This window comes from Reella acinonychis (assembly GCF_052384575.1).
Classification (GTDB): Bacteria; Pseudomonadota; Gammaproteobacteria; order Enterobacterales; family Pasteurellaceae; genus JBQSUQ01.
Genome location: NZ_JBQSUQ010000011.1, coordinates 60045 through 73367, shown reverse-complemented (window position 1 = coordinate 73367; position 13323 = coordinate 60045). Strand labels below are relative to the sequence as shown.

Here is a 13323-nt window from a genome sequence, read left to right as displayed (position 1 = left end):
TCCTACCTCTCTATTAAGCTACATAACAGATGATTTCACCGCCTAAGCCCTCTTGACGAGCTTTACGGTCAGTCATCACACCTTTAGATGTAGAAACAACAGCAACACCTAAACCACCCATTACTTTTGGTAATTCATCTTTACGTTTATAAATACGTAAACCTGGGCGGCTCACACGTTGAATACTTTCTACAACTGGTTTACCTTGGAAATATTTTAAAGTAATTTCCAATTCTGGTTTAACACCATCTAAAACTTTAACGCTTTCAACATAACCTTCTTCAGCTAATACATTGGCAATTGCCACTTTTAGCTTGGATGAAGGCATACTGATCGCAACTTTATTCGCAGCTTGACCGTTACGAATACGGGTCAACATATCTGCGATAGGATCTTGCATACTCATTGTGCTTTATTCTCCGATTCCAAATTAAAGTGGTAAATTACCAACTTGCTTTTTTAAGGCCTGGGATTTCGCCACGCATTGCAGCTTCACGTACCTTAATACGGCTTAAACCAAACTTACGAAGAACTCCATGAGGACGACCAGTTTGGCGGCAACGGTTACGTTGGCGGCTTGGGCTTGAATCACGCGGTAAAGTTTGTAATTTTAATACCGCACTCCAACGATCTTCCGCAGAAGCATTTACGTCAGAAATGATTTTTTTCAACTCTACACGTTTAGCATAGAATTTTTCAGCCAATTTAACGCGTTTTACATCGCGTGCTTTCATTGATTGTTTAGCCATCTATAACCTGCCTTACTTACGGAATGGGAAATTAAAGGCAGCGAGTAGTGCTTGACCTTCTTCATCATTTTTCGCTGTGGTAGTGATAGTAATATCTAAACCACGTACACGATCCACTTTATCATAATCGATTTCAGGGAAGATGATTTGCTCACGCACACCCATGCTGTAGTTACCACGACCATCAAATGATTTCGCGCTTAAACCGCGGAAGTCACGAATACGTGGAACAGCAATTGTAATTAAACGTTCTAAGAACTCCCACATACGTTCGCCACGTAGTGTTACTTTACAACCGATTGGATATCCCTGACGGATTTTAAAGCCTGCAACAGATTTGCGTGCTTTTGTAATTAAAGGTTTTTGACCGCTGATCGCTGCTAAATCTGCTACTGCATTATCTAGCAATTTCTTGTCGGTCAATGCTTCACCCACACCCATATTCAGGGTAATCTTTTCGATTCGTGGGACTTGCATGACAGATGCGTAGTTGAATTTATTTTTTAATTCATTAACTACTTGATCTCTGTAGTAATCATGCAGTTTCGCCATCGCATTACTCCAGTTTGTTAAATAATTTCATTATTAGACTTGAAGAAACGTACTTTTTTACCGTCTTCAAATCTAAAACCTACACGGTCTGCTTTGTTTGTTTTTGGGTTGAAAATTGCAACGTTTGAAACATCAATTGCAGCTTCTTTCTTCACTAAGCCACCTTCCTTGCCTAATGCAGGAACTGGTTTTTCATGTTTAGTGATGATTTTAACACCTTCAACAACAACTTTACCGTTTGGTAACACTTTAGTTACCTTACCGCGCTTGCCTTTATCTTTACCAGCAAGTACGATTACTTCATCATTTTGACGAATTTTTGCAGCCATTTACACTTCTCCTTACAGTACTTCTGGCGCTAAAGAGATGATTTTCATAAACTTCTCAGAACGAAGTTCACGAGTCACCGGTCCAAAAATACGAGTACCGATTGGTTGCTCTGTGTTATTGTTTAAAATTACACATGCATTACCATCGAAGCGAATGACTGATCCATCTGGGCGACGAACACCCTTCTTGGTGCGCACAACAACTGCTTTTAATACATCACCTTTTTTAACTTTACCGCGAGGAATTGCTTCTTTCACAGTAATTTTGATGATATCACCAATAGCAGCGTAACGACGGTGCGATCCACCTAGAACCTTGATACACATTACACTGCGAGCGCCTGAGTTATCAGCAACATCCAGCATAGTCTGTTCTTGGATCATCTTAGTACTCCGCTAAAATTAATAACACCCTTTCGGGACGACCCTATTTACCCAATGTAAATAGTTCGCGGAGTTTAGCACAAATAAACCATCAATAGCAACAGTTTTTTGAAGAGAATTAGTATTGAAAGAAAATATAAATTCCAAGTCAAAGATGATAGCTAAATTAGACATGTGTTTGTTATTTCAATAACAAGTAGAAAGAGTATATTTCTTTGAAAAAACGCTGTCAAAAGCATTGACTTTTTTCACCGCACTTTTATAAAAACAAAAAAGCCAAGAGCAATGCCCTTGGCTTTCAATTTTGATTAAGCTTTAACTAATAAAATTAGATTACCGCTTTTTCAACAACACGAACTAAAGTCCATGATTTTGTTTTAGAGATAGGGCGACATTCGCGCACCTCTACTACATCACCTAATTTAGCTTCGTTGTTTTCATCATGTACGTGAAGTTTTGTTGTACGACGGATAAACTTACCATAAAGTGGGTGTTTAACCTTGCGTTCAATCGCAACAACGAACGATTTGTCCATTTTGTCGCTTACAACTTTACCTTGTACGCTACGAATTTTATCAGTCATTACTCACCCGCCTTTTCGGTTAATACAGTTTTTACTTGTGCAATGCTACGACGCACTTGTTTTAACTGATGGGTTTGTTGAAGCTGACCGGTGGCTGCTTGCATACGCAATTTGAATTGTTCACCTAAAAGGTTCACTAACTCAGCGTTCAGCTCTTCAACATTTTTGTTACGTAGTTCTTGAGCTTTCATTACATCACCGTCTTAGTTACGAACGTTGTTTTAATTGGAAGTTTCGCCGCAGCTAATGCAAATGCATTGCGTGCGATTTCTTCTGAAACTCCGTCCATTTCATAAAGTACTTTACCTGGTTGGATAAGAGCTACCCAGTATTCCACGTTACCTTTACCTTTACCCATACGAACTTCTAATGGTTTTTCAGTAATTGGTTTGTCTGGGAATACACGAATCCAGATTTTACCTTGACGTTTAACCGCACGTGTCATTGCACGACGCGCTGACTCGATTTGACGAGCTGTTAAACGACCGCGACCCACCGCTTTTAAGCCGAATGTACCGAAGCTAACTTCTGTACCGCCAGCAATACCGCGGTTACGTCCTTTGTGGACTTTACGGAATTTTGTACGTTTTGGTTGCAACATTTAGCAGTTCTCCTTACTTACGACCTTTGCCGCGTGGTGCCTTTTTAGGCGCAGCTGGTTGTTGTTCTGGTTGTTGTGCAATTGCAGCCATTCCACCAAGAATTTCACCTTTGAAGATCCATACTTTTACGCCAATTACGCCGTATGTAGTATGTGCTTCTGCAGTGTTATAATCGATGTCCGCACGTAGTGTATGTAATGGTACGCGACCTTCACGATACCACTCAGAACGTGCAATTTCTGCACCACCTAAACGACCGCTTACTTCAACTTTGATACCTTTAGCACCTAAACGCATTGCGTTTTGTACCGCACGTTTCATAGCACGACGGAACATTACACGACGTTCTAATTGAGAAGCGATGCTGTCTGCAACTAATTTTGCATCTAATTCAGGTTTTTTCACTTCAGCAATGTTGATTTGTGCTGGAACGCCTGCGATTTTCGCTACTGCGTTACGTAATTTCTCAACATCTTCGCCTTTTTTACCAATTACGATACCTGGACGAGCTGTGTGAATTGTTACGCGGATGCTTTTCGCTGGACGCTCAATAGTGATACGTGAAACTGAAGCATTCGCTAATTCTTTATTCAAGAATTGACGTACTTTGAAATCGCCATCTAAGTTAGATGCGAAATCTTGTGTATTCGCAAACCAAGTAGAGCTCCAAGGCTTAACAATACCTAGGCGAATACCATGTGGATGAACTTTTTGACCCATTGCTATTCCTCTACTGATTAACGATCTGACACAACCACTGTGATGTGGCTTGTACGTTTTAAAATACGATCTGCACGACCTTTAGCACGTGGCATTACACGTTTCATGCTTGGACCTTCATCAACGAAGATCTTCGCTACTTTAAGATCATCGATATCTGCACCGTCATTATGCTCTGCATTTGCAATAGCTGATTCAAGCACTTTCTTCACTAAAGCTGCTGCTTTTTTGTTAGTGTAAGTTAAGATTTCTAATGCTTGAGCAACTTTCTTACCACGAATTAAATCCGCAACTAAGCGAGCTTTTTGCGCTGAAGTGCGAGCGTAACGATGTTTTGCGATAGTTTCCATCTTTTACCTCTTACTTCTTAGCTTTCTTATCCGCAGCGTGACCGCGGTATGTACGAGTCGGTGCAAATTCACCTAATTTATGACCGATCATTTCATCAGAAACATAAACTGGAACGTGCTGACGACCATTATGGACTGCGATGGTCAATCCGATCATTGATGGAATGATCATTGAACGACGGGACCAAGTTTTGATTGGTTTTTTATCCCCGCTTTCCACCGCCTTCTCTACCTTCTTCAACAAGTGTAGGTCAAGGAAAGGACCCTTCTTGAGAGAACGTGGCATGGCTTATCCTCTTTATTAATTAAAATTATTTGCCACGACGACGTACGATGAATTTATCAGTACGTTTGTTGTGACGAGTTTTCTTACCTTTAGTTTGAACGCCCCAAGGTGTTACTGGGTGTTTACCAAAGTTACGACCTTCACCACCACCATGTGGGTGATCTACTGGGTTCATTGCAGTACCACGAACGGTAGGACGGATACCTCTCCAACGGCTTGCACCAGCTTTACCTAGTACACGCAACATGTGTTCAGAGTTACCAACTTCACCGATAGTTGCAACACACTCAGCTAATACTTTACGCATTTCGCCTGAACGAAGACGTAAAGTAACATAGTTACCTTCACGAGCGATGATTTGTACATACGCACCAGCAGAACGAGCGATTTGACCGCCTTTACCTGGTTTTAATTCAACGTTATGTACTGTCGAACCAACTGGGATATTACGCATTGGTAATGAGTTACCAACTTTAATTGGCGAGTTTACACCAGCTTGGATTGTATCGCCTACAGATAAACCTTTAGGTGCTAAGATATAACGGCGTTCACCATCTTTATAAAGCACTAAAGCAATATTTGCAGAACGATTTGGATCATATTCAAGACGCTCAACAACCGCTGGGATATCTAACTTGTTACGTTTGAAATCGATTAAACGGTAATGTTGTTTATGACCACCACCAATATGGCGAGTAGTAATACGTCCGAAATTATTACGACCACCAGTTTTAGATTTAGTATCTAAAAGAGGCGCGTAAGGTTTACCCTTGTGTAAATCAGGGTTCACGATTTTAACAACGTGACGACGACCAGCGGAGGTCGGCTTACATTTAACGATAGCCATTTATTTCTTCTCCTCCGTAATTACTCTGCTGCACCTTCAATGAAGTCAAGTGATTGACCATCTTGAAGAGTAACATAAGCTTTTTTCCAGTCACTGCGGCGACCCATTTTGTTACCGCGGCGTTTTGTTTTACCTTTAACAACAACGGTACGAACTGAATCTACTTTCACTTCGAAAAGTTGTTCAACTGCATTTGCAATTTCAACTTTGTTTGCATCTAATGCAACTTTAAATACGATAGTGTTTGAGCTTTCAGCGTTGTTTGTTGCTTTCTCAGAGACGTGAGGTGCTTTTAACACGCTTAGCAAACGTTCTTGTTGAATCATGCTAACATCTCCTCAATTTGTTTTACTGCATCAACAGTAACAACCACTTTATCGAAAGCGATTAAGCTTACTGGGTCGATACCTTGAACATCACGCACATCAACTTTATATAAGTTACGTGCAGCTAAGAATAGATTTTCATCTAAGCTTGCAGTAATGATAAGAGCGTCAGTTAACGCCATATCTTTTAATTTTTGTACTAAAACTTTGGTTTTTGGTGCATCAATTTCGAATTTCTCAACAACCACTAAACGATCTTGACGAACTAATTCAGAAAGAATGCTTTTGATTGCACCACGGTACATTTTCTTGTTCACTTTTTGGCTGTGATCTTGTGGTTTAGCTGCGAAAGTCACACCACCAGAACGCCAGATTGGTGATTTGATATCACCTGAACGAGCACGACCTGTACCTTTTTGACGCCAAGGTTTTTTACCTGAACCAGACACTTCAGCACGAGTTTTTTGTGCACGAGAACCTTGACGAGCACCTGCTGCATAAGCAACAACTACTTGGTGGATTAACGCTTCATTAAACTCACGTCCGAAGGTAGTTTCAGAAACAGTTAGTGCGTTTGCACCTACAACTTGTAATTCCATCTCTATCTCCTGACTTACGCTTTAACTGCTGGTTTCACGATAACATCACCATTAGTTGCACCTGGAACAGCGCCTTTAACTAATAATAATTTACGCTCAACATCAACACGAACAACTTCTAGTGATTGAACGGTTACACGCTCAGCACCTAAGTGTCCAGCCATTTTTTTACCTTTAAACACACGACCTGGTGTTTGGTTTTGACCAATAGAACCAAGTACACGATGTGATAAAGAGTTACCATGAGTAGCATCTTGAGTACGGAAATTCCAGCGTTTAACACCGCCAGCAAAACCTTTACCTTTAGAAGTACCAGTAACATCAACTTTTTTAACATCAGCGAAGATGTCAACATTAATTTCTTGACCTAAAGTGAATTCTTCACCTTCAGTACGAAATTCCCATAAACCGCGACCAGCTTCAACACCTGCTTTCACGAAATGACCTGCTTCAGGCTTAGTTACACGACTTGCTTTTTTAGAGCCAGTAGTAACTTGAACTGCAGTATAGCCATCGTTTTCAAGAGTTTTAACTTGAGTCACACGGTTGGCTTCGATTTCGATTACGGTAACTGGAACTGAAACACCGTCTTCATTGAAAACGCGAGTCATTCCAACTTTACGACCGACTAAACCAATCATTGTAATAACCTCTTAATTAACCTAGGCTGATCTGCACGTCAACGCCGGCAGCCAAATCTAAACGCATTAATGCATCAACAGTTTTTTCTGTTGGCTCAACAATATCAACTAAACGTTTGTGAGTGCGGATTTCATATTGATCACGCGCATCTTTATTTACGTGTGGAGAAATCAAGACGGTGAAACGTTCTTTACGAGTTGGTAAAGGAATCGGACCACGAACTTGTGCACCAGTACGTTTAGCTGTTTCTACGATCTCCGCAGTAGATTGATCGATCAAACGATGATCGAAAGCTTTTAAGCGGATACGGATTCTTTGGTTCTGCATTAGACCAGAGCTCCAATAAATTTTAGCTAATAAAAAACTGACACCATCACCTTTAACTTCTTAATAAAGGGAAGTGCAGCAGACCTATTTAGTTTCCCAATCGGAAACATTATTATCTATTACATATCGTAATAGTACGTTTAATAAATGATTACATTAAACGGCTTCAAACCTAAAGCTCGCAAATTCTATAGAATTTCACCGCACTTTGCAAGCTTTTTATGCAAATAAATCACGATTTTAAAAGTGCGATCTAAATTCAATTCTTTTTATACAAAAAAAGCCGAGCTAAACTCGGCTTTCCATTTTAAAAAACTTATTAAAAACTCACCGCACTTTTCAATTTTTTCAGTGCGTTAGTTTCCAATTGACGCACACGTTCTGCTGAAATATTGTACTTCGCTGCTAAATCATGCAATGTGGCTTTATTCTCATCTAGCCAACGTGCTTTGATAATATCTTGGCTACGTTCATCTAAGCTTTCCATTGCTGCAGTGAGTTGATCAACTGCTTGGGTTTCAAAATTTTCATTTTCAAGTTCCGCAGCAAAGTTAGAATTTTTATCTTCTAAATACATAGAAGGGGCAAAACTTTCTTCTTCATGATCATCATTCGGTAAATCAAAGCCCACATCAGCACCCGTCATTCTACTTTCCATTTCAATGACATCTTCTTTGCTTACGCCTAATTCATTAGCAACAAGATCTACTTCATTTTCGCTAAACCAACCTAAACGCTGTTTGGTTTTACGTAAATTAAAGAATAACTTGCGTTGTGCTTTTGTAGTTGCGACCTTCACAATACGCCAGTTGCGTAGCACATATTCATGAATTTCTGCTTTAATCCAATGCACTGCGAAAGACACTAAACGTACCCCCACTTCAGGATTGAAACGTTTAACCGCTTTCATCAAACCAATGTTACCTTCTTGAATCAAATCAGCTTGTGGTAAACCATAGCCAGAATAACCGCGTGCAACATGGATAACAAAACGTAAATGACTGAGAATTAATGCTTTTGCTGCATCTAAATCTTCTTTGTAGTACAAACGTTCTGCTAATTCCTTCTCTTCCTCTGCAGTTAGCATTGGATATTCATTGGCAGCTCGAATATAACCTTCAAGATTACCTTGCGGAACTAACATCATTTGTGCTTCTTTGTTCATTATCTTCCTTCTCAATTAAGATGAACATCTCATCTTGCTATTATCACACAAAAAACGGAAAGTACAAAACCTTCCTAATTTTATGTTAAATTAGACAAAACAATTATCTGAAAAGTTCAGTCGCAAATTTAAAATTTACGCTTTTACTGGCACTAATTGATAGTTTAAACCTTGATCAATCACCTTAAATAACAAATCAATATTTGGGTGTTTACCCGCATTTTGTTTTGCATCTTCCGTATGTTCAGCAAAAAGTTGCAAGCCTTTCTGTGCAGAAGTGCGGTCTAATTTTCCGTTAAATTCTTCCGCTAAAGCGTTATAAACACGCAGCGAACCTAGCTTGCCTTCCATAGCAGGAATATGATGAATGAGGTTGTTATTATCCAACACGTTTAAGCCAGACAAATGCGTAACTTCCGGCAACGTCGCTAAATTTGCTTTAAAATCCATTTTTATTCCTTATCTTAAAATTAACATCGGTTTATTACTGTTACGCGCTACTTTAACCGTATTTGAACTTAATCCTTTTGCACCCGATTTACTGCTCGCTAACATGACAATTAAATCCACTGATTTTTCTTGCGCTATGCGATTCACTTCTTCATAAATGGTGCCATGTGCCACAATGTGCTGTACTTTTGCCCCAGCTGGAAAAGCAGATTGCGTGAAATCGTGCAAAGCTTTATTGGCTTCTTCTACCACTGACTTATCAAAATTTTTCGGCAAGAAAGCGGAAATAAAACTGTCGTCCATCGGCTCAATAATAGTCACAACACGATATACTGCATCGGGATTATGAGCAGTGATATCTAAACAAGTATCCACCACATATTTCGCACTTTTTAAATCATTTAAATCAATGGCGATCAAAAGTTTATTGTACATAATTTATCCTTTTCGTTAGGCTAGCTTTATAGCTAGCCTGATTTTATTGATTCTTTATTCGACGACGTTGATTCCAAACAATACCTAACACTAATAATAAGGCCGGAATAAACATCCATTCTTTTGCTAATGAATGTGTTGGCAACGCCACTTCAATAATGGTTTGATCCCAATTTAGACCTGCTTTAGCCGCTGGTGAATCAATTTCTACGTTATCAATTAAAATCTTCGGTAACAATTTACCGTCAATATCAATTTGTTCACCCGTATCCAATAATGTTAAACCAAGCGCTTTCACTCTATCTTCGCCTGTTGCACCTTCTGGCACAGCAAGTTGAGAATAGAATTGAATTTCTTTGCCATAAGGATTTAACCCTGAGACTTTCAGCATAATATTTTGCCCAACAGGTGTATGCTCTAACTCTTGGAGCAAATAAGTTGGTTCAACATGACGAGCGGTTGGCGAAATGTATTCCATAAAGAAACCTGGACGGAATAACATAAAAGCAGCCAAAATTAACACCGCACTTTCCCAACGTTTATTCTTAGTGAAGAAATATCCCATACTTGCGGCGGTAAACACCATAATACCAATGGTAGCAATGATAAACACCAATGTGCCTTTCGCCCAACCGACATCAATGAGCAATAAGTCCGTATTAAAAATAAATAAGAACGGTAAAATTGCAGTACGTAAGCTGTAATAGAAAGCAGTCATCCCCGTTTTAATTGGACTACCACCAGAGATTGCAGCTGCGGCAAATGAAGCCAATCCAACCGGTGGTGTAACATCCGCCATAATCCCGAAATAGAACACGAATAAATGTACTGCGATTAAAGGTACGATTAAGCCATTTTGTTTACCGACTTCGACAATCACTAACGCCATTAACGAAGACACCACGATATAGTTCGCTGTTGTCGGCAAGCCCATTCCTAGAACCAAGCTGAACATCGCAACCAAAATTAACATTAACAGAATGTTACCCATTGAGAGCAATTCAATAATGTTAGCAAGCTGCACGCCAAATCCAGTTAACGCAACTACCCCAACAATAATACCTGCAGTTGCGGTTGCAATACCGATACCAATCATATTGCGTGCGCCAACTTCTAAACCATCAACTAATTCCATAACACCTTGTTTGATTAATGATGATTTATCTGTTTTTTCAGCGCGGAACCAACTTAATAACGCATGTTGTGTAACCAAAATGAAAGATAACGCCATAATGCCCCAGAAAGCAGAAAGTCCCGGAGATAAACGTTCAATCATTAAACACCACATCAATACCACAACAGGTAATAAATAATGTAAGCCTGCATTAACTGTCGGTTTCGCTGAAGGTAATCGCACAATTTTTGCATTTGGATCATCAGGTTCTAAATCAGGGAATTTCGCGACACGACGAATTAATCCTAAATAAACGACGCCCAATAAAGCACAAATAATTAAAAATGAATAATTTGGTGCAACCACTTTCAACCAGCCTAACGCAAAATCTAATACAAAATAGAGAATGCACATGGTTAAAAAGAAACCTAGGCTGCGAATTAATACCATTAAGAATGGACGTGCAGGATCAACGCGCTCTAACCCTTTTAATCCTAATTTACAAGCTTCTAAGTGAACAATATAAACTAATGAAATATAAGAAATAAGTGCGGGTAAAAATGCATGCGTTATTAATTGACTATATGGCATATTCACATATTCAATCATTAAGAATGCTGCAGCCCCCATTACTGGTGGCATAATTTGTCCGTTTACCGATGAAGCGACCTCAACTGCCCCCGCTTTTTCCGCTGAAAAGCCAACACGTTTCATCATTGGAATGGTGAATGTACCCGTTGTGACCACATTTGCAATAGAAGAACCAGATACTAATCCTGTTAAAGCAGAAGAAACAACTGCTGCTTTCGCTGGACCTCCATTTAAATGTCCTAAATAAGCAAATGCTGTTTTAATAAAATAGTTACCTGCACCCGCTTTATCTAACAAGGCACCAAATAAGACAAATAAGAAAACATATTTGGTTGATACCCCTAATGCCACACCAAATACACCTTCAGTGGTAATCCATTGTTGGTTGACCATTTGTGACAACGATCCTGAACGGTGACTGATCAACCAATCTGTTGGTAAGAATTGTCCAAAGAAATTATAGAGTAAAAAGATAACTGCAATAATTACCAGAGGTAAACCAAGGCTACGACGAGTTGCTTCTAACAATAAAAGGACACCAATACAACCCGCAATAATATCTTGCAGATTAGGCGCACCAACACGATTGACTATGCCTTGATAGAAGAATAAATAATAAGCACCAAGAAACGCGCCCGCAATAGCAAACACCCAATCTAAAGGTGGCACGCGATGTTTTGGCGACGTCGCAAAAGCAGGGAAAGACAAGAAAGCCAAAAACAAGGCAAATGCTAAATGAAATGACCGCGCTTTTGTATCATCTACCACAACGGTTAAGTCAATTCCCGCGTGCGTTAAAACCTCTTGTAACCAAAACGGCAATGGCGAGGTATAATACAATTGAAATAAAGACCACAAAATAGCAGTTACAACAATGAGCTTTTTCGTCATCCCTGAAGGATTACGTCCACCAGCATCATTGGAAGCCACCATATCTTGTAAATCATCATAATCAATATGTTTTGATTGAGCTGACATAATAAAAAATTTTCCCAAATAATAACAAAACAGACACCCCACAGGGCGAGTGCGGGGTGTAATAAATTAATTTAACTTATTGTTACATAAGATTATTTTAACCAACCACGTTCTTTATAGTAACGTGCAGCACCTTCATGTAAAGGAGCAGATAAGGCGTTCGTAATCATTTCTTGTTCTTTTAGATTAGCAAACGCAGGGTGTAAACGTTTAAAACGTTCAAAGTTATCAAATACCGCTTTCACAACCGCATACACTTTATCTGCAGATACCTCTTCAGAAGTCACTAACGTTGCATAAGAACCAAAGGTTTCCACTGGATTATCTGTACCTTTATATAAACCACCTGGAATCACAGCTTTTGCATAATAAGAATGTTCTTCAACAAGTTTATCAATTTCTGGACCAGTTACAGACACTAAATGCGAATCACAAGAAGCCGCGGCTTCTTTTAATGCACCATTTGGGTGACCAACGTTATAAGTAATCGCATCTAAGTTATTATCACACATTGCAGACGCCATTTCAGCCGGTTTTAATTCAGCTGCGACTTTATAATCTTTATCTGTCCAGCCTTTTGCCGCCATAATCACATTAATTGTAGCTCTGGTACCTGAACCTGGATCACCAACGTTTACACGTTTACCTTTAAGATCATCAAAACTTTTAATGCCAGAATCATCACGCGCCATTAAAGTGAATGGCTCAGCATGTAATGAAAATACGGCACGTAATTTATCATTTTTCTTGCCTTGGAATGAACTTGTTCCATTATATGCATGATATTGCCAGTCTGACTGGGCAATCCCCATATCCATTTGTTTATCTGCAATTGCATTTAAGTTAGCAACAGAAGCACCCGTTGAAGGCGCATTACATTTCACATGGGTTTTCGCTGTATCACGATTTACTAACTGACAAATTGATGTTCCAACCACATAATACACACCAGTTTGTCCACCCGTACCAATAGTAATGAATTGTTCTTCTGCAGCTTGTGCACTAAATGCTGCCATAGCCACGCTTGCGATAAGAGAAAGTTTTAATGTTTTTTTCATATTATAATTCTCCCCAAAGGATATAAGTTGTTGTGTTCAATTCTATCAATTCGATAGACATATCAAGATATACTAAACTTTTTATTAACTTGCAACACATTTTTCACATTAAACTAAAATTAATTATTATCAAAAAGATTAAATTTCTTTCAAGTTAATGGTTTATTTTCTTCGTAAAACGCAAAAAAGCGCGGTTAAAATTCGAATACTTTTACTCTCTTTAGTGATTAATTTTA

General features: G+C 39.2%; 21 protein-coding genes. All 21 read right to left on the bottom strand.

All coding sequences use genetic code 11. The annotated features are described in order from the left end of the window. Positions 1-13: 13 nt before the first annotated feature. Positions 14-406: a 30S ribosomal protein S8 gene (gene rpsH, locus ACT2CV_RS05625; protein WP_464973155.1), complete on the bottom strand. Its 393-nt coding sequence runs from the start codon at positions 404-406 to the stop codon at positions 14-16. A gap of 37 nt (positions 407-443) precedes the next feature. Further along, positions 444-749, bottom strand: a complete 306-nt coding sequence (gene rpsN, locus ACT2CV_RS05620; protein WP_464973156.1) for a 30S ribosomal protein S14 — start codon at positions 747-749, stop codon at positions 444-446. 12 nt (positions 750-761) lie between these two features. After that, entirely contained in the window at positions 762-1301 is a 540-nt protein-coding gene (gene rplE, locus ACT2CV_RS05615) for a 50S ribosomal protein L5 (RefSeq protein ID WP_464973157.1), read from the bottom strand. Positions 1302-1318: 17 nt separating this feature from the next. Continuing rightward, positions 1319-1630, bottom strand: a complete 312-nt coding sequence (gene rplX, locus ACT2CV_RS05610) for a 50S ribosomal protein L24 (protein WP_464973158.1) — start codon at positions 1628-1630, stop codon at positions 1319-1321. 12 nt (positions 1631-1642) lie between these two features. After that, positions 1643-2014: a 50S ribosomal protein L14 gene (gene rplN, locus ACT2CV_RS05605; protein WP_005548786.1), complete on the bottom strand. Its 372-nt coding sequence runs from the start codon at positions 2012-2014 to the stop codon at positions 1643-1645. Between the two features lie 328 nt (positions 2015-2342). Then, positions 2343-2597 (bottom strand): 30S ribosomal protein S17, encoded by a 255-nt coding sequence (rpsQ, locus tag ACT2CV_RS05600; RefSeq protein WP_464973159.1) that lies wholly within the window; start codon positions 2595-2597, stop codon positions 2343-2345. Next, positions 2597-2788 carry a 50S ribosomal protein L29 gene (gene rpmC / locus ACT2CV_RS05595; RefSeq protein ID WP_005706394.1) on the bottom strand — a complete coding sequence of 64 codons (192 nt, stop codon included), beginning with the start codon at positions 2786-2788 and terminating at the stop codon, positions 2597-2599. The genes rpsQ and rpmC overlap by 1 nt, the downstream gene beginning before the upstream one ends. Beyond that, positions 2788-3198, bottom strand: a complete 411-nt coding sequence (gene rplP, locus ACT2CV_RS05590) for a 50S ribosomal protein L16 (RefSeq protein ID WP_094946123.1) — start codon at positions 3196-3198, stop codon at positions 2788-2790. Before rplP ends, rpmC begins: the two co-directional genes overlap by 1 nt. Positions 3199-3211: 13 nt before the next feature. Continuing rightward, positions 3212-3919: a 30S ribosomal protein S3 gene (gene rpsC, locus ACT2CV_RS05585; RefSeq protein WP_464973160.1), complete on the bottom strand. Its 708-nt coding sequence runs from the start codon at positions 3917-3919 to the stop codon at positions 3212-3214. Positions 3920-3936: 17 nt separating this feature from the next. Next, positions 3937-4269 (bottom strand): 50S ribosomal protein L22, encoded by a 333-nt coding sequence (rplV, locus tag ACT2CV_RS05580; protein WP_050692961.1) that lies wholly within the window; start codon positions 4267-4269, stop codon positions 3937-3939. A 10-nt stretch (positions 4270-4279) separates the two neighbouring features. Beyond that, positions 4280-4555, bottom strand: coding sequence for a 30S ribosomal protein S19 (gene rpsS / locus ACT2CV_RS05575; RefSeq protein WP_005539416.1), 276 nt, complete (start codon positions 4553-4555; stop codon positions 4280-4282). Positions 4556-4580: 25 nt separating this feature from the next. Continuing rightward, a complete protein-coding gene (gene rplB / locus ACT2CV_RS05570; RefSeq protein WP_464973161.1) occupies positions 4581-5402 on the bottom strand; it encodes a 50S ribosomal protein L2 in 822 nt (273 codons plus the stop codon). Between the two features lie 20 nt (positions 5403-5422). Next, positions 5423-5728, bottom strand: a complete 306-nt coding sequence (rplW, locus tag ACT2CV_RS05565) for a 50S ribosomal protein L23 (RefSeq protein WP_464973162.1) — start codon at positions 5726-5728, stop codon at positions 5423-5425. Beyond that, on the bottom strand, positions 5725-6327 hold the full coding sequence (gene rplD / locus ACT2CV_RS05560; RefSeq protein ID WP_115238911.1) for a 50S ribosomal protein L4: 603 nt from the start codon (positions 6325-6327) through the stop codon (positions 5725-5727). Before rplD ends, rplW begins: the two co-directional genes overlap by 4 nt. A gap of 14 nt (positions 6328-6341) precedes the next feature. Beyond that, positions 6342-6968 (bottom strand): 50S ribosomal protein L3, encoded by a 627-nt coding sequence (gene rplC, locus ACT2CV_RS05555; protein WP_464973163.1) that lies wholly within the window; start codon positions 6966-6968, stop codon positions 6342-6344. Between the two features lie 16 nt (positions 6969-6984). Then, a complete protein-coding gene (rpsJ, locus tag ACT2CV_RS05550) occupies positions 6985-7296 on the bottom strand; it encodes a 30S ribosomal protein S10 (RefSeq protein ID WP_001181005.1) in 312 nt (103 codons plus the stop codon). A gap of 319 nt (positions 7297-7615) precedes the next feature. Next, positions 7616-8461, bottom strand: coding sequence for an RNA polymerase sigma factor RpoH (gene rpoH / locus ACT2CV_RS05545; protein WP_464973164.1), 846 nt, complete (start codon positions 8459-8461; stop codon positions 7616-7618). A 135-nt stretch (positions 8462-8596) separates the two neighbouring features. After that, entirely contained in the window at positions 8597-8911 is a 315-nt protein-coding gene (locus tag ACT2CV_RS05540) for a DUF2322 family protein (protein ID WP_464973165.1), read from the bottom strand. 9 nt (positions 8912-8920) lie between these two features. Further along, positions 8921-9346: a universal stress protein gene (locus tag ACT2CV_RS05535; RefSeq protein ID WP_464973166.1), complete on the bottom strand. Its 426-nt coding sequence runs from the start codon at positions 9344-9346 to the stop codon at positions 8921-8923. Between the two features lie 43 nt (positions 9347-9389). After that, on the bottom strand, positions 9390-12029 hold the full coding sequence (locus tag ACT2CV_RS05530) for a TRAP transporter permease (protein WP_464973167.1): 2640 nt from the start codon (positions 12027-12029) through the stop codon (positions 9390-9392). Positions 12030-12121: 92 nt separating this feature from the next. Beyond that, complete coding sequence (locus ACT2CV_RS05525; protein ID WP_464973168.1) at positions 12122-13087, bottom strand: TAXI family TRAP transporter solute-binding subunit; 966 nt, start codon at positions 13085-13087, stop codon at positions 12122-12124. Between the last annotated feature and the right edge of the window lie 236 nt (positions 13088-13323).